20 protein-coding genes are annotated in these 20,822 nt (G+C 62.3%); 13 read left to right on the top strand and 7 right to left on the bottom strand.

The features are described 5' to 3' along the window. Positions 1 to 3: 3 nt before the first annotated feature. From IE166_RS16540 to IE166_RS16525, 4 genes are read right to left on the bottom strand one after another with little or no spacing between them, the layout of a single operon-like run. Complete coding sequence (locus tag IE166_RS16540; protein ID WP_189506112.1) at positions 4 to 1,245, bottom strand: SDR family NAD(P)-dependent oxidoreductase; 1,242 nt, start codon at positions 1,243 to 1,245, stop codon at positions 4 to 6. Continuing rightward, positions 1,245 to 2,420, bottom strand: a complete 1,176-nt coding sequence (locus IE166_RS16535; protein ID WP_189506111.1) for a thiolase family protein — start codon at positions 2,418 to 2,420, stop codon at positions 1,245 to 1,247. The genes IE166_RS16540 and IE166_RS16535 overlap by 1 nt, the downstream gene beginning before the upstream one ends. Before the next feature lie 15 nt (positions 2,421 to 2,435). Then, positions 2,436 to 2,864: an organic hydroperoxide resistance protein gene (locus IE166_RS16530; RefSeq protein WP_189506109.1), complete on the bottom strand. Its 429-nt coding sequence runs from the start codon at positions 2,862 to 2,864 to the stop codon at positions 2,436 to 2,438. Continuing rightward, positions 2,861 to 3,655, bottom strand: a complete 795-nt coding sequence (locus IE166_RS16525) for an aspartate/glutamate racemase family protein (protein WP_244641541.1) — start codon at positions 3,653 to 3,655, stop codon at positions 2,861 to 2,863. Before IE166_RS16525 ends, IE166_RS16530 begins: the two co-directional genes overlap by 4 nt. Positions 3,656 to 4,126: 471 nt before the next feature. On the opposite strand from IE166_RS16525, the gene IE166_RS16520 reads away from it, so the two are divergent. The 6 genes from IE166_RS16520 to IE166_RS16495 all read left to right on the top strand — a co-directional run bounded on the left by IE166_RS16520 (position 4,127) and on the right by IE166_RS16495 (position 11,271). After that, positions 4,127 to 5,281 carry an ABC transporter substrate-binding protein gene (locus IE166_RS16520; protein WP_189506106.1) on the top strand — a complete coding sequence of 385 codons (1,155 nt, stop codon included), beginning with the start codon at positions 4,127 to 4,129 and terminating at the stop codon, positions 5,279 to 5,281. 131 nt (positions 5,282 to 5,412) lie between these two features. Further along, the gene (locus IE166_RS16515) at positions 5,413 to 6,459 is read left to right on the top strand and encodes a branched-chain amino acid ABC transporter permease (protein ID WP_189506104.1); all 1,047 of its coding nucleotides are present in this window, start codon (positions 5,413 to 5,415) and stop codon (positions 6,457 to 6,459) included. After that, positions 6,456 to 8,228 carry a branched-chain amino acid ABC transporter ATP-binding protein/permease gene (locus IE166_RS16510; protein ID WP_189506101.1) on the top strand — a complete coding sequence of 591 codons (1,773 nt, stop codon included), beginning with the start codon at positions 6,456 to 6,458 and terminating at the stop codon, positions 8,226 to 8,228. The genes IE166_RS16515 and IE166_RS16510 overlap by 4 nt, the downstream gene beginning before the upstream one ends. Further along, a complete protein-coding gene (locus tag IE166_RS16505; protein ID WP_385965246.1) occupies positions 8,228 to 8,938 on the top strand; it encodes an ABC transporter ATP-binding protein in 711 nt (236 codons plus the stop codon). Before IE166_RS16510 ends, IE166_RS16505 begins: the two co-directional genes overlap by 1 nt. 140 nt (positions 8,939 to 9,078) lie before the next feature. Beyond that, positions 9,079 to 9,612 (top strand): MarR family winged helix-turn-helix transcriptional regulator, encoded by a 534-nt coding sequence (locus tag IE166_RS16500; RefSeq protein WP_244641540.1) that lies wholly within the window; start codon positions 9,079 to 9,081, stop codon positions 9,610 to 9,612. 12 nt (positions 9,613 to 9,624) lie between these two features. After that, positions 9,625 to 11,271: an ATP-dependent acyl-CoA ligase gene (locus tag IE166_RS16495; protein ID WP_189506095.1), complete on the top strand. Its 1,647-nt coding sequence runs from the start codon at positions 9,625 to 9,627 to the stop codon at positions 11,269 to 11,271. Here IE166_RS16495 and IE166_RS16490 read toward each other — a convergent pair whose 3' ends face one another. Further along, positions 11,272 to 12,000 (bottom strand): alpha/beta fold hydrolase, encoded by a 729-nt coding sequence (locus IE166_RS16490; protein ID WP_189506092.1) that lies wholly within the window; start codon positions 11,998 to 12,000, stop codon positions 11,272 to 11,274. Between the two features lie 235 nt (positions 12,001 to 12,235). Between IE166_RS16490 and IE166_RS16485 the strand changes: the two genes are divergently transcribed. From IE166_RS16485 to IE166_RS16455, 7 genes are all read left to right on the top strand, one after another. Then, positions 12,236 to 13,330, top strand: a complete 1,095-nt coding sequence (locus IE166_RS16485) for an NAD/NADP-dependent octopine/nopaline dehydrogenase family protein (RefSeq protein WP_189506089.1) — start codon at positions 12,236 to 12,238, stop codon at positions 13,328 to 13,330. Beyond that, positions 13,327 to 14,316: a 3-hydroxybutyryl-CoA dehydrogenase gene (locus IE166_RS16480; RefSeq protein WP_189506087.1), complete on the top strand. Its 990-nt coding sequence runs from the start codon at positions 13,327 to 13,329 to the stop codon at positions 14,314 to 14,316. The genes IE166_RS16485 and IE166_RS16480 overlap by 4 nt, the downstream gene beginning before the upstream one ends. A gap of 105 nt (positions 14,317 to 14,421) precedes the next feature. After that, the gene (locus IE166_RS16475) at positions 14,422 to 15,384 is read left to right on the top strand and encodes a PDR/VanB family oxidoreductase (protein WP_189506083.1); all 963 of its coding nucleotides are present in this window, start codon (positions 14,422 to 14,424) and stop codon (positions 15,382 to 15,384) included. A 46-nt stretch (positions 15,385 to 15,430) separates the two neighbouring features. After that, on the top strand, positions 15,431 to 16,765 hold the full coding sequence (locus tag IE166_RS16470; RefSeq protein WP_189506081.1) for an aromatic ring-hydroxylating dioxygenase subunit alpha: 1,335 nt from the start codon (positions 15,431 to 15,433) through the stop codon (positions 16,763 to 16,765). Next, entirely contained in the window at positions 16,762 to 17,235 is a 474-nt protein-coding gene (locus IE166_RS16465) for an aromatic-ring-hydroxylating dioxygenase subunit beta (RefSeq protein WP_189506075.1), read from the top strand. The genes IE166_RS16470 and IE166_RS16465 overlap by 4 nt, the downstream gene beginning before the upstream one ends. A 3-nt stretch (positions 17,236 to 17,238) precedes the next feature. Beyond that, complete coding sequence (locus IE166_RS16460; RefSeq protein WP_189506072.1) at positions 17,239 to 18,858, top strand: AMP-binding protein; 1,620 nt, start codon at positions 17,239 to 17,241, stop codon at positions 18,856 to 18,858. A gap of 21 nt (positions 18,859 to 18,879) precedes the next feature. Beyond that, positions 18,880 to 19,608 (top strand): SDR family NAD(P)-dependent oxidoreductase, encoded by a 729-nt coding sequence (locus IE166_RS16455; RefSeq protein WP_189506070.1) that lies wholly within the window; start codon positions 18,880 to 18,882, stop codon positions 19,606 to 19,608. Between the two features lie 22 nt (positions 19,609 to 19,630). On the opposite strand, the gene IE166_RS16450 is transcribed toward IE166_RS16455, so the two are convergent. Then, positions 19,631 to 20,131, bottom strand: a complete 501-nt coding sequence (locus IE166_RS16450) for a MarR family winged helix-turn-helix transcriptional regulator (protein WP_244641539.1) — start codon at positions 20,129 to 20,131, stop codon at positions 19,631 to 19,633. Then, positions 20,124 to 20,603: a MarR family winged helix-turn-helix transcriptional regulator gene (locus IE166_RS16445; RefSeq protein WP_189506068.1), complete on the bottom strand. Its 480-nt coding sequence runs from the start codon at positions 20,601 to 20,603 to the stop codon at positions 20,124 to 20,126. Before IE166_RS16445 ends, IE166_RS16450 begins: the two co-directional genes overlap by 8 nt. Between the last annotated feature and the right edge of the window lie 219 nt (positions 20,604 to 20,822).

The raw sequence follows: 20,822 nt of genomic DNA, 5'->3' as shown, positions 1-20,822 counted from the left end.
CTTTCAGGAAATGCGCTGGTTCAGGTCGCGTTCCAGCGCCTTCGGATTCGCAAGAAGCCGCTGGCGCACATCTTCCGCGACATCGCCCACAAACACGTCCTCGGTGCCGTTTTCAAGCGCGGCAACGATGGCGCTGGCAACCGCTTTGGGTGCGAGCTTGGGCGGCGGCACGGTCTGGAACCATTCGGTATCGAGCGGGCCGGTGAACAGGTTGACCACCCGCACGCCGCCGAGACGCAATTCGCCGCGCAGGCAGTGCGACAGGGACAAGGCGGCGGCTTGTGCTGCGCTGTTGGTGCCGAAGGGCGCCCAGTTCGCCAGCGCATAAACGGAAAATACGTTGACCCATGCGGCGGCGCTGTTGACGCCATCGGCGCCGCGCGCGCGCATGGCAGGGCCAAAGGCCTGCGCCAGATGCACGAAGCCGAAATGATGCTGATCCATTTCGTCTTTCACCGCGTTGGTGACGCGCCGGTCCAGCAAGCCGCCGGGACGCACATGCTCCGTTGAGTTGACGAGAATATCGATCTTGCCGCCAAGATCGGCTGCGAGTTCCTGAACGGAACGCTCATCGGCCACATCGAGCGGCACGACATGGTGGTCGCGCTTCAGTGTTTCCTCGCCGGGAAATGGCTTCCAGGGGTCGGCGAGGCCGACATAAACCTCCGCGCCGGCCGCCTTCAGCGCTGCCGCCACAGCCTGGCCAAGCGCGGTGCGGCCATTGGTGACCAAAGCGCGCCGGAATTTGGGTGTTGCCGTCATTTCACGCCATTGCCTGTCATCGGCCTGGTTAGGGGTCTTTTCGGTCGGGCGGGCAAAGGCCACGGCCTGGCCGGACTTGTCGAGCTGCAGGGACATGCGCACGCGCTCGCCGTCATAACAATCGGCATGAAGATGCGCCACCATTTCGGGGCCGCAATCGAGCTTGACGATGCCGATGCGCCAGGACGCGCGCTCGCGGAAATACACATCGGTGGGCACGCGCACGGTTGTTTCGGAAACGATCGTGCCGCCGTTCGGCGCATCGGTCAGCGGAAGGTCGGCCGACAGGCAGTTGGGGCAGGCGTCGCGCGCGGGGTAACAGAACAGGCCGCATTCACTGCAGCATTGCAGGGCAAAGCGCCCTTGCGCGGCAGCGAGCGTGAGCAACTGGCCCTTGCGGCTGCGGCCGGCCGGTGGCAGCGCCTGCTGCCTCGTGCGATCGAGCGGGTTCTTGCGGCCCGGCTTTTGCAGCGGCTCAACCATCAGCCTTCTCCCGCAATGATCATGGCGCCGGACGAAAGGCCGCGATCATAGTTGATCATGCCAAAGCCGGACGCGAGGCCGAGCCGCGCATCCTTGACCTGGGTCGGACCGGCCGTGCCCAGCACCTGGCGGATCGACTCCGTGACGCCGATATAAGCGCCGGCCGCACCCGCCTGTCCCGCCGACAACTGGCCGCCGGTGGTGTTGTGGGGGAAGGTGCCGTCGATCGTCAGGTCATGGCTGCGGACGAATTCGGCGCCTTCGCCCTTTTTGCAGAAGCCGAGATCCTCGAGCTGCATCATCACGATCACCGGATAATCGTCATAGGTCTGCACGAAGTCGAGATCGCCGGGCGCTGCGCCGGCCATGCCCCACAGATCGTCGATGTCGGCGATCCAGCCGCCATGGTTCTGCACGACATCGTCGAGGCGCGCATTGTGGCGCTCGATCGTGCCCAGCACGCGCGCACCCTTGAGTTTGGCGGCGGCGGCCTTTTCCTCGCGCATCACAAGAAAGGCTTCCGCGCCGGCGCAGGGCATCACGCAATCAAACAGGTGGATCGGATCGGCGATCGGCCGCGCCGCCATATACTGTTCGAGCGTCAGCGGCGTCTTCATTAAGGCATTGGGATTGCGCAGGGCGTTGTCGCGCTGCGACACGGCAATGCGGCCGAAATCCTCGCGGGAAATCCCGAAGCGGTTCATGTAATGGCGCGCGATCAGCGCGAAGCTCGCATTGGCCCCCCCCGCGCCATAGGGGTAAGCGGCATCGGCGGCGAAGCGGGAAAAATTCTCCAGCGTGCGGCGGAAGGAATCGACGTGGTTGGTGTCGCCCGCCACGCATGCCACGATGTCGGCGTCGCCGGCCTGCACCGCGCGCGCCGCCCGCCGGAAAGCGGCAACGGCGCTCGCCCCGCCAAGCGGGATATGGTCGAGCCAGCGCACGCTCAACCCGAAATGCTGCGTCAGGCCAATGGCTGTGTCCGGGCCGACGGTGAAGCTCGACAGGCAGAAGCCGTCGATGTCGCGCGGGCTTATTCCCGAAGCATCAACAAGACCGCGCAAAGCACGGCCGATCCACCAATGCGCGCTTTCCACGGAATAGCGCTGGTAAGGGATGGTGACGGGCGTCGTGACCACGACGCCGTCATAGGATGCTCTTCGGGATGTCCTCATCGTCTGCTGGTCGGCTCAGGCGATAGTCAGCTTGACATCGACATTGCCTAGCGTGGCGCGCGAAAAGGGGCAGCGCTCATGCGCGCCGGCCACCAGTTCCTCAGCCGTTTCGCGCGGCACGCCCGGCAGGTCCACCACGAGCTCGGCGGTGAACATGTAGCCGACCTCAACCGTGCCGACGCCGATCCTGGCGGTCACGGTCGACTGGTCGGGGATGGCAACCCTGTTCAGCCGGCCCATCAGCTTGATCGCGCTGAGGAAACAGGCTGAATAGCCTGCGCCAAACAGCTGCTCGGGATTGGTGCCGTCCGCACCCGGACCGCCGAACTCCTTCGGCACGGACAGGGACACGGCGAGCTTGCCGTCCTTGCTGGAAGCCTTGCCGTCGCGGCCGCCGGTGGCGGTTACTTCCGTTGAGTAGATGATCTTCTCAGGGGTCGTCATTGCTGATCCGCTCCGTTGATGGTGGGGTTGAAGGAGTGAAGGCCATGCGCGGCGGCTTGCCGGAAATCGGCCTTGGCGCGTTCATTGGCGAGGGCGAAGGAAGGGCCGCGGCTGGGCTCAAGCCCGCTCAGCGCCCGCAACTGCACCCACATCTCGGCTGATTTCAAAGCAACGGCGGCACAATTCACCACCGGCGCATAACCGACGACAAAACCGGGCTCACCTCCGATCAGCAGGCCCGGTAGAACGCCGGCCGGAACGATCACGTCGGCGCCGGCCTCCACCAGCGGCATGGCGCATGCCGTGAAATCGCGCAGCAGCTGGTCCCTGGCAATGGCGTCGCCGGCAAAACAGGCGTTGAAGTCTTCCGGCCGGCAACCCATGCCTACAACGCCCTGGATGCGTCGGCCAAGCCCATAAAGCTCGGCCTGTTCATGGTGCCACACCTCAAAGGCGCGATCGAGCGTCACGAGGCCAAGACGGCGTCCGAGTTGCGAAGCGGTGTGCAGCGTGGCTTCACCGGCACCTACAACCGGAATGCGCAAAGCCGAGCGCAGCTCATAAAGGCCGGGATCCTGGAAATGCCCCATCACCACGGCATCATAGCCGGCTTCCTCAGCGCCGATGCCCGCATCAATGGCGTGGATGGCGCAGCGAAATTCGGCCAATCGTCCAAAATCGCGATCAGGCGGCGAGATCCCGGACACCTCCACCTGCGTGCCGGCAGCAGCAATGCCATTGAGATAATCTTCGAGGCGGCGGAGATAGGCCGCGCCGATTGTTTTATCCAAGAAGCTTTGCCAGAAAATGCGCACCACGCTTCCTTCCCCGAACAATCAGGCGGTAATCGGCAGACATGGGCGCCTTCATCCCCAACCGAGCATTACGACAGCGATGAGGGTATTATCAACGCATCGAAGCCGTCACGTCCGAAGATGTCTTATGCATAAAATAAATTCTCGACACTTCAAGCCTAAAGTACTAGCGTTTTGAAATCGGCTTCTCGATCGATGTGGCCGAAGGAAGGATTGGAGCCTTCCGGAACATATTCAAGCTGAGGGGCGGTAACGGGTCCACCTACAGCGTAGCGAAACGGGTTTCGACACCGGCGATCATCTGGCTTGTTGGGATCTTAATCGACGCTCAGCTTGCACGAACCAAAGAAAAGAAGGTGCGCAGCCGACTGGCCAGCGCCCCGGCAACAAGCATTAAGGCGGCTTCAGCCGTCAGCTGGTTCAACGTCGCAACAGTGGGGAACACAGATGCGCAGATCGCTCCTACTCGCAGCAACTCTATTAAGCGGGGTGGTGTCGACCACGTTCGCTCATGCCGATATCAAGGTTGGCTTCGTTACGTCTCTTAGTGGCAACGGCGCTTCGATCGGCATTCCTTATTCCAAGGGGATCAAGGCCGGGCAGCAGTATCAAAGCGAAGTCGGCGGCGAAAAGATCACCGTGATCGAGCTTGATGACGGCGCCGATCCTTCGGCTGCAACGCGCAATGCGCGCAAGCTCGTGGAAGAAGACAAGGTCGACATCCTGATCGGCACGGCCACCGCGCCGTCCACCATCGCCATGATGGCCGTTGCCAAGGAACTCAGGGTTCCGATGATCGCCATTTCGCCGGTGAAGCTGGATGAAGGCGACGGTTCCAACCAGTGGGGCGTGACCATGCCTCAGCCGCCCGCGCTGATGGCAAGCGTGATCGCCGACCGGATGGTGCGCGACGGTGAAAAGCGCATCGGCTATATCGGCTTTGCCGATGCCTGGGGCGACCTGGTTTATGAAGGCGCCAAGGCAGCCGAAGAAGCCGGCAAGATCGAGGTTCTCACTAATGAGCGCTATACGCGCACCGACACTTCCGTCACCGGCCAGATCCTGAAGGTGCTGGCATCCAAGCCCGATGCGGTTCTTCTCGGCGGCTCGGCAACCCAGGGCGCCCTGCCGCCGCTGGAACTAGCCAAGCGCGGCTACAAGGGCGAGCTCTACGGCCTGGCGGCGCTGGTGAATGCCGACTTCATCCGCGTCGGCGGCAAGGCGGTTGAAGGCGTCAAGGTCAGCACCGGCCCGATCATCGTGGCCGAACAGCTGCCGGAAGAGCATTTTGCCAAGAAGATCTCCATGGAATTCCGCGACGCCTACCAGAAGGCCAACGGGGAACCCACCACGGACGGTTTTTCCGCCTACAGCTTCGACGCCTGGGTGATCCTGGTCGACGCGGCCGAACGCGCGCTGAAGGCTGAACAACCCGGCACGCCCGCTTTCCGCGAAGCCCTGAAGGAAGAGATCTTCAAGGGCGACGAGGTTGCCGGCGTCCATGGCGTCTACAACTTCCGCAAAGGCAACAGCTATGGCGTCGACGAGCGCTCGCTCGTGGTGGTCAAGCTGGTCGACGGCAAGTGGACCTACGAGCCGTAAGCATTGCAGGGCGGGAGGCATTCGTGCCTCCTGCTTACCGACTGCCCCGGCCACTCTTTTCCCAAAGCCTGAACTGCCTGTCGCCGGCTACCTTGCGCATTTGAGCGCAACCGGTCGTTTGGAGTGTCTTGATGGATTTCGATATTGCTTCGATCCTTGCGATCGATGGCCTTGCTTCCGGTGCGATCTATGTTCTGATCGCCATCGGCACGGTGCTGATCTTCACCGTGACCCGTGTGGTCTTCATTCCCTTCGGCGACATCGCGGCCTTTACCGCCCTGACCCTCGCGGCGCTTGAAATGGGCAGGCTTCCCGGCACTGCCGGCCTTGTTGTGGTTCTAGCCGGCATGGCCACACTCGTGGAAGTGGTTGCGCTTCTGCGCAACGGACGGGCCCACGAAATCCCCGGCGCACTCCTTTACTACCTCGCTCTGCCGCTGGCACTCGTCGGCGTTGTGTGGCTGTCCGAGCCGCTTTATCAGTCGAGCATGGTGCTGCGCATCCTGTTTTCCCTGATCCTGATCCTGCCCATCGCGCCTCTACTTGACCGCATCGTGTATCGTCCGATAGCCGATGCATCCGTGCTGATGCTGCTGATCGTTTCCATGGCGCTGCATTTTGCGCTTGTGGGTCTCGGCCTGCTGTTTTTCGGGCCCGAAGGCGTGCGCACCGAGCCGATGACGGATGCGATCTTCGAGTTCGGCTCGATCATGATCACCGGCCAGGCTGCCCTGATCATGTTTGCGGCCGTTCTGTTCAGCGGCCTCCTTTACCTGTTCTTCGACTTCACGCTGATCGGCAAGTCGCTGCGCGCAACCGCCGTGAATCGCTCCGGCGCACGGCTGATGGGCATCCGCCCCGAGCGCTCCGGTACGATCGCCTATATTGTCGGTTCGCTGATGGCGGGCGTGTCCGGCATCCTGATCGCCCCGGTCAACACCATGTTCTATGATTCCGGCTTCCTGCTGGGGCTGCGCGCTTTTGTGGGGGCGATCATCGGCGGGCTGGTGAGCTATCCCGGCACCGCCATCGGCTCCCTGTTCGTGGGCGTGCTGGAAAGCTTCGCCTCGTTCCAAAGCAGCGCCTTCAAGGACGTGATCGTCTTTTCTCTCCTGATCCCGATCCTGATCTGGCGATCGATCGTGTCCGTGCATACCGAGGAGCATGACGAGGAATGAGCCGCTTCACCCTTCGCCTCGCCGTTCTGATCGCGGTTCTGGCGCTTGTCGGCGCGCCGTTCCTGCTGGGTGCCTTCACCATCACCCTGATGAACTATGTCGGCATCTATGCGCTGGTCGCGATCGGCCTTGCGCTTTTGACCGGCGTCGGCGGTCTCGTGTCCTTCGGACAGGCGGCCTTTGTGGGCCTCGCCGCTTATTCCAGCGCATGGGTCACCGCGCTGAACGGCGGTTCGCCCTGGATCGGCCTCCTGCTCGGCATCGTCATCACCTGCGCGGTCGCCTTTATCCTCGGCCTGATCACGCTGCGCCTCCAAGGCCATTACCTGTCGCTCAGCACCATCGCCTGGGGCCTCGCCATCGGCTTCCTGTTCGGCAATGTGGAAGGGCTGGGCAAGCATAACGGCATCGCGTCCATCCCGCCGATCTCGATCGGTTCCGTGTCGCTGGTTGAAAGCTGGCAGATCTATTACCTGATCTGGGCGGTGGTCTGTGTTGTGCTGCTGCTGGTGTATAACCTTCTGGATTCACGCATCGGCCGCGCCATGCGCGCGCTGCGTGGCGGCAACACGCTGGTTGAAAGCCTCGGCATCAACGTGTTCTGGATCAAGGTCACCTGCTTCGTTTTTGCAGCTTTCCTGGCCGCCCTGTCGGGCTGGCTTTATGCCCATCTCAGCCGCTTCATCAGTCCTACCCCGTTTGAGCCGCTGATGGGCATCGAATATCTGATGATGGCCATGGTGGGCGGCGCGGGCAGCCCGATCGGCGGCGTGATCGGCGCGGCGATCGTGACGCTGCTCAAGAACTTCGTGCAGGATTATCTCCATTACATCATTCCAAGCGGCACGGGTCAGCTCGAAGTGGTGGCCTATGCCGGCCTCTTCATCGTGTTCCTGCAATATGCCCGGGGCGGCGTCGTGGCGTGGGTCCAGCAATATCTTCCCGCAACCGCCATCCCACGTCCCTCGCAAGCCACGCCGCTTGCACGGCGCGACAAGCCCGCGGCCGGCACGCCGCTGCTCAAGGTCGACCAGGCGGAGCGCCGGTTCGGCGGCCTAATTGCCGTCAACAAGGTCAGCTTCGACGTCAATGCCGGTGAGATCCTCGGCCTGATCGGGCCGAACGGCGCCGGCAAAAGCACGATGTTCAACCTTCTGACCGGCGCGCTGCAGACCAACAGCGGCTCGATCACCTTTGCCGGCAAGGACATCACCAGAACGCGGCAGTCCAACATCGCCCAGGCCGGTATTGCCCGAACCTTCCAGCACGTGAAGCTGCGGCCGAAAATGACCCTGCTCGACAATGTCATGCTCGGTGCTTATCCGCGCACGCATACCGGCCTGTTTAGCGGCCTGTTCCGCTTGAACAGGGCGGAAGAAGCCTCCGCCCGGTATGACGCGCTCCAGCAGCTCGAGCGCGTCGGGCTGGGCGACAAGCCTTTTGAGCTCGCCGGCAACCTGCCGCTCGGCAACCAGCGCATTCTGGAAATCGCCCGCGCGCTTGCGGCCGATCCCGTTCTGCTGGTGCTGGACGAACCGGCCGCCGGTCTGCGCCGGGGTGAAAAGCAGCAGCTTGCAGCCCTGCTCAAGTCGCTGCGCGACAATGACAAGCTCACCATCCTTCTGGTTGAACACGACATGGAATTCGTGATGGGACTGGTGGATCGCCTCGTCGTGATGGATTTCGGCGAGAAGCTCATCGAGGGCCAGCCGGAAGCCGTGCGCGAAGATCCGCGCGTTCAGGAAGCTTATCTCGGGGGAACCGCGTGATGCCGCTTCTCACAATCGAAGACGTCAGCGTTTCCTATGGCAAGGTGGATGCGGTCCGCTCGGTGTCGCTCCAGGTCGAGGAAGGCCAGATCGTTACCGTGATCGGCCCCAACGGCGCCGGCAAGACCACGCTGATGCTGGCCACGATCGGGCTTTTGCGCTCATTCGGCCGCATGACCTTCATGGGTGAGGATCTTTCCCGCCTGTCAGTGGAAGACCGCATCGAAAAGGGGCTCTGCCTCGTTCCGGAAAAGCGCGAGCTGTTTGCCGAAATGAGCGTGCGCGACAACCTGCTGCTCGGCGCTTATACCCGCTACAACCGGGCGACGATCAACAACGAGCTGGAAGCCGTTTACGAGCGCTTCCCGCGCTTGAAGCAGCGCCATAAGCAGGATGCCGGCACGCTGTCGGGCGGCGAACGCCAGATGCTGGCGCTCGGCCGTGCGCTGATGACCAAACCGAAGCTGCTGGTTCTCGACGAGCCGAGCCTCGGTCTTGCGCCGCTGATCGTGCGCGAAATCTTCCACACGGTCGCCTCTTTGCGCGAGCTCGGCGTTTCCGTGCTTCTGGTGGAACAGAATGCGCGCGCAGCACTCGAAACCGCGGATGTCGGTTATGTCTTGGAAACAGGCGAGATCGTGCAGTCCGGCGAAGCAAGCAGCCTGATCCACGATCCGCGCCTGATGGCCGCTTATCTGGGCGGTCACTGAGGAGGGGGGCGGAGCAGCAGTCGAAACATCCGACCGCTGTTTCTTGTCCGGGAAGCGCAACCGGCAGGCGGTTGCCGAAAGGCGCATCGACCGGCTCCATCGTCCCGAAAGGTGCGCGCAATGGTGAAGCAAGGGGGAACTTGGACACCATCACCAATCCGTTTGTTGAGGACGAGGATCTCGTTCATCCCGCCGATCAGCAAGCCGTCATTCGCTTGTGGCTGCGCATGCTGGCCTGCACCACGCTGGTGGAATCCGAACTGCGCAAGCAGTTTCGCGTGCAGTTCGATTTCACCCTGCCGCGCTTCGAAATTCTCGCGCAGCTCGATCGTCGCCCCGGCGGCATGATGCTGAGCGAATTGTCGAAGCGCCTGATGGTGCCGGCCGGCAATGTCACGCCGATCATCGACCGCCTGATCGCCGACGGGCTCGTGACGCGCACGGCGCTGGAAATCGATCGCAGGGTGCAGATCGTGCGCCTGACGATCGAAGGCCGGCGCAAGTTCCGGCGCATGGCCAAGAAGAACGGCGAAATGATCGCCGGTATCTCCAGCGGCCTGACGCCAGGCCAGGTGGAAGCGCTGACGGCGCTGCTCAGCGAAACAAAGGCCGCGGTCTCCGCCAGCACGCAAAAACCAGAAGAGCCGGCGCGCCGCCGCCAGGTGGAAACCTGACAAGGAAGATGCATGAACGCTCCTGCCGCCGTCGATCCCGTCCGCCCTGCCGAAGGGGATCGCTATGACGCGATCGTCGCGCAGTTCGCGCCACGCGAGCGCGTGTTGTCGACGATCCTCCTGCGGCAGGCGAAGCGCTATGGTGATGCGCTTCTTCTGCGCTGCGGCGGCGTGGAATGGACCTATAATGACACGCTCGCGGTTGCCGCGGCCTGGGCAGGGCAGCTTGCTTCGGCGGGCATCCAGGCAGGTGACCGGGTCGCCATTTTTTGCGGCAATCGTCCGGAGTTCCTTCAGGTTTATCTCGGCTGCGCCTGGCTTGGCGCGATCGCCACGCCCATCAACATCGCCTTTCGCGGGGCGCAGCTTTCGCATGTCCTGAACAACGCCAGACCCAAGCTGCTGGTGGTCGAAAACATCCACCGCGCCGTTTTCGACAGTGTTGACGAGGGTGCCACCATACCCTCGCTGGTCTGGACCGTTGGCAAAGATGGCATCACCGACGGATCGGATGCGGTGCTTGCCCCTGCTTCCGCTTCCCCCGACGAGATCGCTTCGCCGCCCCTCGTGCGACCGGGCGATACGGTTGCCATTCTTTACACATCCGGCACCACCGGCCCTTCCAAGGGTGTGTGCTGCCCGCAGGCGCAGTTGTTCTGGTGGGGTATCTATTCGGCCCGCGCGCTGGGCATCCGCGAAGGCGACGTGCTTCTGACTACGCTGCCGATCTTCCATACCAATGCGCTAAACGCCTTTTACCAGGCGCTGCTCAACGGCTGCACCTATGTGCTGGAGCCGAAGTTTTCGGCCTCGGGCTTTTGGCCGAGCGTGCGCCGGCACAAGGTCAATGTCACCTATCTCCTGGGGGCCATGGCAGCGATCCTTCTTTCGCGGCCAAGCGAGCAGGGCGATCGCGACCACGGGCTGCGCGTCGCGCTTGGCGGCGGCGTGCCGGAACGCTTCCACGCCAGTTTCCTCGAGCGCTTCAACGTGCCGCTGGTGGATGGCTATGCGTCCACGGAAACCAATTTCGTGTTTGCAAGCCCGATTCCGTCGGATCATCCCGGCAGCATGGGCTACCTGATGAAGGGCGCCGAAGCGATCATCGTGGATGGAGACGACGCACCGGTGCCCGATGGCGAGGCTGGCGAGCTTTTGTTGCGACCGGTTGAACCCTTTTCCTTTGCCACCGGCTATCTCGATATGCCCGAAAAAACGGTGGAAGCCTGGTGCAACTACTGGTTCCATACCGGCGACCGCGTCCTGCGCGGACCGGGCGGAGTGTTCCGCTTCATCGACCGCGTGAAGGATGCGATCCGAAGGCGGGGCGAGAACGTGTCGTCCTGGGAAGTGGAACAGGTGCTGATGCAGCATCCCGCCATTTCCGCCTGCGCGGTTTATGCCGTGCCGTCCGAAATGGGCGAGGACGAGGTGGCGGCAGCACTCGAACTCAAGCCAGACATGGCGTTCGATCCGGTTGACGTAACCAGCTTTTGCGAAACGCGGCTCGCTTATTTCGCGGTTCCGCGCTTCCTGCTCGTTCTCGCAGCCATGCCGCTCACCGAAAACGGCAAGATCAAGAAGATCGAGCTGCGCGAAGCGGGCATCACCCCCGACATGTGGGATCGCGAAGCCGCAGGCTACAAGCTCAAGCGCTGACTAAGCCGGGTGCTCGAGGAGGAAGTCGCAGACGGCCCGCGCAAAGACATCCGGCATCTGGTCGGGGAAGGGCACCATTGCGCCCGGCACGCCCTGCACCCGTGCGCCAGGGATCGCCGCACCGACCCGGCGCGCCGACGGATAAGCATGCGAATCATCCGTTGGCGCCAGAACCAGTGTGGGACAGCGCACAAGGCCGATGCGCTCTTCCATATGGTAACGGTTCACCACGCGGTGGCCTTCGCTCATCATCGGCCCGGCCTTGAGGGCATCGCGCATCAGCCTCTCCAGAAGCGCCACCCTGTTGTCTTGCGGATAATGAGGCGCACGCCGCTGCCAGAGTTCAGCAAGATGGCTGCCATCGGCTCGCGGCTCCACCTCGTCGATGACTCGGTGCCCAGCGTGGCGGGCGCGCCGCTCCGCATCAACAAAGGACATGGCGGACAAAACGAGATGCGTGACGCGTTTCGGTGCGCGCGCCGCAACTTCCAGCGCGATCACCGCGCCCGTGTGATGGCCCGCAACAACAAAGCGCTCGATGCCCAAGGCGTCGGCCAGATCAAGCACCGCTTCTGCCCAACCCTTGATGGATGGCTTCGGAAGGGGATCGGAATCGCCGAAGCCGCGCGTGTCCATCGCGATGGCTCGGAAATGCTCGCCAACCAGCGGCAGCACCTCGCGATATTCGTCCCAGGAGCGTGGCGTCTGGTGCAGCAGAAAAACAGGCATGCCGTCCCCTGCTTCAGCAAGGTGGACAGGGCCCGTTCTGGTTTCAACAAAGCGGCGGGTGATCGTGGCGGGCAAGGCGGCCTCCGGCAGGTGCAACGCCCGCAGTTAAGCACGCGCCGCAGGAATGTTTCAGCTAAAAGATTATGCGGTTGCATAATTCTAAGTATAAAATACACTTCGCCTGCCTGAGAAAAAATCGGATATAGGGGCGTCCGGCAGGAAAATGGAGGGGAGCATGCGGATCACTGTTCTTGGCGGTGGTAACGGATCACTTGCGGCTGCGGGCGACTTCGCGCTTTCAGGACACGAGGTCACCTTGTGGCGGCGCGGTGAAGCAGACATTGCCCGACATCGCGAAACCAACAACACCATTACCGTGCGCGATAAGTCGGGCACGCGCGAAGCAGCACTCACGCGGGTCACGAGCCGCATCGACGAGGCGCTTGCCGATTCCGAACTGATCTTCTGCCCGGCGCCGGCCACGGCCCATGAAGACATCGCCCGCGTGGTTGCGCCGCATCTGCGCTCGGGCCAGGTCATCTTCATGCCGCCGGGCACGCTGGGCACGATGATCTTTGCCCGCGCGGCAAAGGAAGCCGGCACGGTGGAAGGGGTTGCCTTTGCCGAATCCGGCACGCTGCCATGGCTGGTGCGCAAACATGGCTTTGCGGAAGTGCTGATCACCACCCGCGCTACCCGCCTGCCCACCGGCGTGTTTCCGCTGACCCTTGCCGACCACGCGATTGAAGTCACAAGCCGCGCCTTTCCGGGCGTGATCGAGCTCTGCGGCGATGCCGTGTCGGGCGCGCTGATGAATGCCGGCCCGATCATTCACCCGCCCCTGATCATCATGAATGCCTCGCCGCTCGAACATTTCCCGGCCTGGGATATCCATAACGAGGGCACGCAGCCTTCCGTGCGCCGGGTCACCGACCAACTCGATGCGGAACGCATCCGGGTTCGCGAAGCGCTGGGCTACGGCGAACCGCATTTCCCGCTCGCCAACCATTACAACACGGAGGGCGAGGAATGGATGTATGGCCACCGCTCCCATGGAGACCTGAAGGACTCCGGCGATTGGCGCGAAAAGATCGTGCTCACCGAACATCGCTACATGATGGAAGACGTGCGGCTCGGCCTGTCGCTTCTGGTTTCGCTAGCCGAGCTTGCCGGCGTGGATGTGCCGATCATGCGCGGTTTGCTGGGGATCGGCAGCGCCATCTGCGGCGAGGATTTCGCGACGAATGGCCGGCCACTGGCCAAAGTCGGCTTGGGCGACATGGACCGCGCGGCGCTGCAAAGCTTTCTCCAGAAGGGCTACGACGCATGAGCGGTGCAGAGCGCATTGCAGCCCTTGGCGCTGGCCGGATGGGGCGCGGCATCGCGATCGTCTTCGCCTATGCCGGGCATTCCGTGTCCCTCATCGACTTCAAGGAGCGCCCGGCCGATGCCTTTGCGGCACTGGCCGGTGAGGTCGAAGCCGAAATCATTGACACGCTGACCCTGCTTGGCGAGATTGGCCTGTTTGAAGCCGCTGCGGACACGATCCGGCAGATCGCGGGTCGCGTGACTGTTGTTCCGAAGCATGAGGCGGCAAGCGTGCTCGGCAAAGCCAACATCGTGTTCGAGGGCTTTCCGGAAGTGCTCGACCTCAAGCTCGACGGTTTGCGCGAGGCATCCGCCCTGTGTTTGCCGAACGCGATCATCGCTTCCACCACATCAACGATCCTCGTGGACGATCTCGCGCCGGCCGTTGAAAGGCCGGAGCGCTTCCTGAACGCGCATTGGCTGAATCCGGCCTTTATCGTCCCGCTGGTGGAAGTCTCGCCCGGCAAGGCCACCGATCCCGGCGTCACCGAACGGCTGAAAACGCTGCTGGAAGCCGTCGGCAAGGTGCCGGTGATCTGTGCGGCAAGCCCGGGCTTCATCGTGCCGCGCATCCAGGGCATCGCCATGAACGAGGCCGCGCGCATCGTGGAAGAAGGCGTGGCCAGCGTCGAGGATGTGGAAAAGGCCGCCAAATACGGGTTCGGTTTCCGCTTTTCCGTACTCGGCCTGCTGGAATTCATCGACTGGGGCGGCGGCGACATTCTATATCACACCAGCCGCTATATGAGCGGCGCGCTCAACAACAGCCGCTATGAGGCGCCTGAGATCATCGAGCGCAACATGGCGGAGGGGCGAACGGGGCTGAAAGCGCGTCAGGGCTTTCTCGATTATAAGGACAGGGATGTCGCGGCCTATCGCAAGGCACGGATGACGGCCATGGTGGAGCGGCTGCGTGACCTCGAACTTGTGCGCGCGCCTCGTGTTTGAAGCTGAAGTCGGCGTCTTACCCCGTGCCTTGATCCTGCCGGATTAACTTAACATGCTTAATAGTAAGAATATGTGAAATCATATTTCTTGGGCGAGAAATCTGTGATGAGCAAAGCGACGGAAGCGCAGCGGACCAAGTTCCGAGTGGCCTCGGTGTCGATGGAAACACCGACGATCCGGCACGTCGTGCTGGCGCCCGTGGACGCTCGCGGCTTTGACTGGACGCCGGGTGCGCATGTCCGGGTGATCCTGCCGGCCGGCGGTGACCGTCCTTATTCGCTGCTCGCCCTGCCGCATGTGGATCGCGCGCATTGCTCGCTCGGCATTCTTCTGGAAGAAAAAAGCGCCGGTGGCTCGCGTTTCATGCACGCGTTGAAGGCGGGCGACGAGATGCTCCTTTCGCAGCCGGAAAACAATTTCGCGCTACATGAGGGCAACGAGCCCGCGCTTCTGTTTGCCGGCGGCATCGGTGTGACGCCGATCGTTTCCATGGCTGCCGAGTTGAACGGGCGCGGCACGGCCTATCACGTGCATTATGCCGGCCGCGCACCCGGTGCGCTCGCCTTTCTCGAACCGTTGAAGGCAATCTGCGGCGATAGGCTTTCCGTGCACCACGACAGCGACGAAACGCGACTCGACATCGAAGCCGCGCTCAGCGCCGCCGATACTGCGGCCCATATCTATGTCTGCGGCCCGTCCGGCATGATCGACGCGGTGAAGGCCGCGGCCGCCGAGGCCGGTTTTCCACCTGAGCGCATTCATTTCGAACTGTTCAAGGCGGCCGCACCCGTCGGGGCCGACGCGCCCTTCGAGGTCGAGATCGCATCAAGCGGACAGGTCATCGAGGTCGCCGCCGACCAGACCATCATCCAGGCGCTTGAAGCCGCAGGACTCGACCCGCTTTATGATTGCCAGCGCGGCGATTGCGGCATCTGCCAGACCACGGTTCTGGCAGGCGAGCCCGATCACCGCGACGTCATCCTGACGGACGAGGAGAAAGCGTCCAACACAGTGATGCAGATCTGCGTGTCGCGGTCGAAATCGCCGCGGCTCGTGCTCGACCTCTAGAACAGCCGGATCCAACGTAGCAACGCGACGCAGGAGGAGTGTATCCATGGCCCAGTACACCGGAAATGCCGAGGCAGTGAGCGCGCTGGTGCGCGACACCGAGGTTCACCGCGACGTTTATGTCGACCGCGAGATCTTCGAGCTGGAAATGGAGCACCTTTTCCCAAGCACCTGGATCTATATCGGCCATGCCAGCCAGCTCCCGAACCCCGGCGACTTCATCACCGCGACGGTGGGACGCCAGCCTGTTCTGGCGACGCGCCATTCCAACGGCACCATCCACGTCTTCCACAATCGCTGCCCGCACAAGGGCGTGAAGATCGCGTCGGAAGCCTGCGGCAACACCGGCAAGTTCTTCCGCTGTCCTTATCATGCGTGGTCGTTCAAGACCGACGGCTCGCTGCTGGCGATCCCCCTGAAGAAGGGCTACGACAACACAGGCCTGAACGAGGTGCAGGCATCCGAAGGACTGGCCAAGGTCGCCGAATTCCGCGTTTATCGCGATTTCCTCTTCGCCAAGCTGAAGCCGGGTGGCCTGTCCTTCGAGGATTTCTTCGGCGAAAGCCTGTCCACGATCGACAACATGATCGACCGTTCTCCCGAAGGCCAGTTGCGCATCGAGGCGACGCCCATCCGCTACATGCATACCTGCAACTGGAAGATGCTGGTGGAAAACCAGACCGACACCTGCCACCCGATGGTGGCGCATGAAAGCTCTGCCGGAACGGCGATCAAGGTTTGGGAGCGCGAGGGCGCGGGTTCAACCGAAACCCCGATGGCGGTGCAGCTTTATGCGCCCTTCATGAGCCCCTACGAGTTCTATGAGAAGGCCGGTCTGCGGGTTTGGGCGAACGGCCATGGCCATAGCGGCGTGGCCAACTCCATCCATGCCGATTATTCTGACATTCCCGGCTATTTCGACAGCATGGTCGCTGCCTACGGCGGAACGCGGGCGCGTGAGATCCTCGGCGACGTGCGCCACAACAGCATCTATTTTCCCAATCTCCTGGTGAAGGCGCCGGTGCAGATTATCCGCAACTTCATTCCGATCGCAGTAGACAAGACGCTGGTGGAAAGCTGGGTGTTCCGCCTCGTGGGCGCGCCCGACAAGTTCTACGAACGAGCGCTGATGTATAACCGCTTCATCAATGCGCCGACCTCGATCGTCGGCCATGACGACTTGGAGATGTATGAGCGCGCCCAGGAAGGCTTGAACTCCGACGGCAACCAGTGGGTGAACCTCCAGCGCCTGTATGACGAGGACGAGGAGGCGGACGTCACCGCCGTGATCAACGGCACGTCCGAGCGTCAAATGCGCAACCAGTTCCATGCCTGGAAGAAGTTCATGACCGGCGCCATGCAGGAAGGAGCCGCAGCGTGAACCGCAAGGACGTCATCGATTTCATCTATAACGAAGCCGACCTGCTCGACAGGATGCAGTGGCAGTCCTGGATCGAACTTTACCACCCGGACGCCCGCTACTGGATGCCGCTCGAATGGCAGCAGACCGATCCCGTTCTCCAGCCCTCGCTGATGTATGAGGACCTTTTGCTCCTGAAGGTGCGCGTCGAGCGGCTGGCTGGCGAGCGCACCTTCTCGCAAAAGCCGAAAAGCCGCTGCCATCATCTGCTGCAAGCGCCGCAGCTCACCGCCCTGGACGAGGCGGCCGGCACGGCATCCACCCGCACCAGCTTCATCTACACGGAAACGCGCGGTGACGTGCTGGAGCGCTTTTCCGGCTGGGCGAGCCATGACCTCGTGACTGTGGATGGCGCCCTCAGGATCAAGCTTAAGCGGATCGACCTGATCAACTTCGACGCGCCCTTCAGCAACATTCAGCTTTTTATGTGATCGATGACCTCCACCGAAACGGTATATTCGCGCTTTCGCGACCAAACCCGCGCGCGTCCCGACGCTTCGTTCCTTGAGGTCTTGGCCGAAACGGCCGCGATCTACGACATTCCGGCGGAAGCGATTTTTTATCGCGCCATGCTCGAGCGGGTGGATGCCCGCCGCGCGAAGCTGCAGGCTGCGGGCTATGGCGAAGGCCATCGCGTCGGATTGCTGCTGCAGAACCGGCCGGCTTTCCTTGAAGCCTGGTTCGCCTTGAACAGCCTTGGCGTTTCGGTGGTGCCGATCAATCCGGACCTGCGCTCAAGCGAGCTCGAATATATCATCGGCCATTCCGAAATGTCGGCGGCCATCGTGCTGGGTGACCGCTTTGCCGAGATCGAGGCGGCGGCTGCAACGGTCGGCCGGGCGATCTCCGTTTCCACGCCCGACGCGGACCTCGGCGCGCCCTTCGGCGGGTCTCGCGCAGCGGTGGACGGCGATGCGGCTACGGAATGCGCGCTGCTATACACGTCCGGCACGACGGGGCGGCCAAAGGGCTGCGTCCTCCCCAACGAGTATTTCCTTTATTCCGGCGACTGGTATCGCGATGTGGGCGGCATTGTTTCGTTGCGTTCCGAAGGCGAGCGCATGCTGACCCCACTGCCAGTTTTCCACATGAACGCAATGGCCGTGTCGGTGATGGCGATGGTGAGTGTCGGCGGCTGCCTGATCATGCTCGACCGCTTCCATCCGCGATCTTGGTGGGACCAGGTGCGCGAAAGCCGGGCGACCTGCCTTCATTATCTCGGCGTCATGCCCTCCATGCTGATGAGCGCGCCGCCTTCCGAGCGCGACCGCAACCATCAGGTCCGCTTCGGCTTTGGCGCGGGCGTAGACAAGCAGCTGCACGCGCCTTTTGAGGAGCGTTTCGGCTTTCCCTTGATCGAAGCCTGGGCCATGACCGAAACCGGCAGTGGCGGCTGCATCGGCGCCACGGATGAACCGCGCAAGATCGGCACGAGCTGCTTCGGCCGGCCATCCGGCGTTGTCGCGATCCGCATCTTAGGCGATGATGGCGCGGATGTGGAGGGCGATACGCCCGGCGAGCTTCTGGTGCGGCGCGCGGGCGAAAATCCGCGCTTTGGCTTTTTCCGCGAATATCTCAAGGATCCACAGGCAACGGCGGAAGCCTGGGCGGATGGCTGGTTTCATACCGGCGACATCGTTTCGCGTGACGCCGATGGCGACCTGCATTTCATCGACCGCAAGAAGAACGTGATCCGCCGTTCGGGCGAAAACATCGCCGCGGTTGAAGTGGAAACCGTGCTCAACCGCCACCCCCTCGTGCGCCAGGCAGCCGTTGCGGCGACGCCGGACGAGATCCGCGGCGAGGAAGTGGCGGCTCTGATCATCATGGCCGACGGCAGTTCGGCGGGAGCGGGTGCAGCCAAAGACATTGCGCGCTGGGCGCTGGAGCGCATGGCTTATTACAAGGTGCCGGGCTGGATCGCCTTGGTGGACAAGCTGCCGCTGACGGCCACCGAAAAGATCCAGCGCGCCGGGCTGAAAACCGTTGTCGCCGAAACCATGGCGCAGGGCGACTTCCATGATCTTCGCGCTCTGAAAAAGCGCCAGACCTGAGACCGGGGCGAGGGGATCACCATGACGCAAACCAGAACAACCCTGATCACCGGCGGCAATTCCGGTATCGGCGAAGCCACCGCAAAGCTGCTTCTGGAGCGCGGCGAGCGCGTCGTGTCGCTCGGCCTCGACCTGCTCTCGTGGGAGCATGAACGGCTGAGCGCCTTTCGCGCCGACCTCACCGATATCGGGGAAACGCGCGCCGTTGCGGCCGAAATCGCGGCCGCCGGGCCAATCGACGCAATCGTGCACAATGCGGGGCTGATCCTGCCGAACCTCTTGGCCGAAGCAAAGGCCGAAGACATCCAGACGCTGGCGCAGCTTCATCTCGGCGCGCCGATGATCCTGACCCAGGCTGCACTGCCCGGCATGGAACAGCGCGGCTTCGGCCGGATCGTCTTTGTGAGTTCGCGCGCGTCCATGGGGGCGCCCACCCGCTCTTCCTATGCGGCAACCAAGGCCGGCATCCACGGCATGGCGCGCACCTGGGCGCTCGAACTCGCCCGTAAGGGCATCACGGTAAATGTCGTGGCGCCGGGTCCCATCCTGACGGACAATTTCTGGGGCATCGTGCCCAAGGATTCACCGCAGCAGCAGAAATTGGCCGACCACATCCCGGTAGGCCGCGTCGGTTCGCGCGACGATGTCGCCAATGCGATCGGCTTCTTTCTTGATGAAAAGGCGAGCTTCGTCACCGGTCAGGTGCTTTATGTCTGCGGCGGTGCAAGCCTGGGCGGCCTGCGGGCCTGAGCCTGTCTAGGGTTAGAGTGTCTCAGACCGGCGATTCACCAATATTGCGGATCATCGCCAAAAGCGTGTTAAGGCACACTTTAAGGTCATCTTCCGGTATATCCTCGATCAGCTTTCCATGATTGCGCACCATGATCGGCCAAAGCTGGCGCAACAGCGCTTCGCCCTTGACGGTAAGCCCGATTTCGCGCCGGCGTAGGTCGTTTGCCGCGATCTGCCGTTTCACCAATCCAGCGGTCACCATCGTGTCGATCGTGCGGCTGGCATTTGACTGTTCCACAATCGCGTAACTGGCAATTTCGTTCACCGTAAGCGTCTTGTAGATGTAAAGAACCGACAGGGTGCGCAGCACAGTGTTGTTGATGCCATGCTCGCTGAGGTCGCGGTTGATGTCGATGTTCCAGCGATTGCTCAGCCGGTTTAGAAGATACGGTAGGTGTGCGTGCAGCTCGGCAGGCATTGACGGGATCTGCGCCGGCTGATCGACATCTTCGTTTGCTGCGGTACGGGCTGGACTACGCATTTGTTCTTTCCTGGACTCGGGCCGACAAGGACCGCAGCGCTAGAAGCTGGTTCTGCAATTCGTCCGATGAGGCAGACGCAAAACAGGCGGCGAGCGTCCGGGCATGCAGCGCGTTGGCCTTGTCGAACAGAGCCTCACCTTCCGGCGTAAAGCGAACGAAGAACGAGCGGCGGTCGTCCTGCGACATCGTTTTTGTGATCAGCCCGTCAGCAACAAGACGCCGAACCAGACCCGACACATTGCCGCTGGTTACCTTCAGATTGGCTGATATTCGCCCCAGACTGATGCCTTCGGGGAAGCGGTTTACTTGGGCCAGGAACTCGAATTTGGCTACCGATAGACCGCATTCTGAAGCAAGCACGCCGTTGAGACGCATGAATACCGTGCTCTCCACCGACAAAATCTGCAGCCATATGCGTGTTTCTAACTTGCGGCGCTCGTTGTCCCCATCCGTGCTCTCGATATCCGGCATTGAGACCTCGTCTGTTGGCAGAACCCTTAGCGCAGCCAAGTCCCTCTCTTATGGTGCACAAGGACTGCTCAGTTTGCCGCAAACCTATTCACGATTTGGCATATTCAAGCAAGGCGTGGCGCAGATCGGCCGGGATCGGGATCGACTTATGCAGGTTGAGGTCCGTTGTCACGACGGTGAATCGCCCGCGCAATGCTTCCTGCTTTCCTTTGAAGGCAT

Source organism: Tianweitania populi (genome assembly GCF_014652875.1).
Taxonomy (GTDB): Bacteria; Pseudomonadota; Alphaproteobacteria; order Rhizobiales; family Rhizobiaceae; genus Tianweitania; species Tianweitania populi.
The sequence above is the reverse complement of the archived record's forward strand: the minus strand, read 5'-3'. Positions and strand labels throughout refer to the sequence as shown.

Coding starts and splice junctions, on each gene's coding strand:
- IE166_RS16520 (WP_189506106.1), top strand. CDS start 4,127: ATGCGCAGATCGCTCCTACTCGCAGCAACTCTATTAAGCGGGGTGGTG.
- IE166_RS16455 (WP_189506070.1), top strand. CDS start 18,880: ATGACGCAAACCAGAACAACCCTGATCACCGGCGGCAATTCCGGTATC.
- IE166_RS16490 (WP_189506092.1), bottom strand. CDS start 12,000: ATGCCTGTTTTTCTGCTGCACCAGACGCCACGCTCCTGGGACGAATAT.
- IE166_RS16485 (WP_189506089.1), top strand. CDS start 12,236: ATGCGGATCACTGTTCTTGGCGGTGGTAACGGATCACTTGCGGCTGCG.
- IE166_RS16460 (WP_189506072.1), top strand. CDS start 17,239: ATGACCTCCACCGAAACGGTATATTCGCGCTTTCGCGACCAAACCCGC.
- IE166_RS16495 (WP_189506095.1), top strand. CDS start 9,625: ATGAACGCTCCTGCCGCCGTCGATCCCGTCCGCCCTGCCGAAGGGGAT.
- IE166_RS16445 (WP_189506068.1), bottom strand. CDS start 20,603: ATGCCGGATATCGAGAGCACGGATGGGGACAACGAGCGCCGCAAGTTA.
- IE166_RS16515 (WP_189506104.1), top strand. CDS start 5,413: ATGGATTTCGATATTGCTTCGATCCTTGCGATCGATGGCCTTGCTTCC.
- IE166_RS16450 (WP_244641539.1), bottom strand. CDS start 20,131: ATGCGTAGTCCAGCCCGTACCGCAGCAAACGAAGATGTCGATCAGCCG.
- IE166_RS16510 (WP_189506101.1), top strand. CDS start 6,456: ATGAGCCGCTTCACCCTTCGCCTCGCCGTTCTGATCGCGGTTCTGGCG.
- IE166_RS16475 (WP_189506083.1), top strand. CDS start 14,422: ATGAGCAAAGCGACGGAAGCGCAGCGGACCAAGTTCCGAGTGGCCTCG.
- IE166_RS16535 (WP_189506111.1), bottom strand. CDS start 2,420: ATGAGGACATCCCGAAGAGCATCCTATGACGGCGTCGTGGTCACGACG.
- IE166_RS16505 (WP_385965246.1), top strand. CDS start 8,228: ATGCCGCTTCTCACAATCGAAGACGTCAGCGTTTCCTATGGCAAGGTG.
- IE166_RS16530 (WP_189506109.1), bottom strand. CDS start 2,864: ATGACGACCCCTGAGAAGATCATCTACTCAACGGAAGTAACCGCCACC.
- IE166_RS16470 (WP_189506081.1), top strand. CDS start 15,431: ATGGCCCAGTACACCGGAAATGCCGAGGCAGTGAGCGCGCTGGTGCGC.
- IE166_RS16540 (WP_189506112.1), bottom strand. CDS start 1,245: ATGGTTGAGCCGCTGCAAAAGCCGGGCCGCAAGAACCCGCTCGATCGC.
- IE166_RS16480 (WP_189506087.1), top strand. CDS start 13,327: ATGAGCGGTGCAGAGCGCATTGCAGCCCTTGGCGCTGGCCGGATGGGG.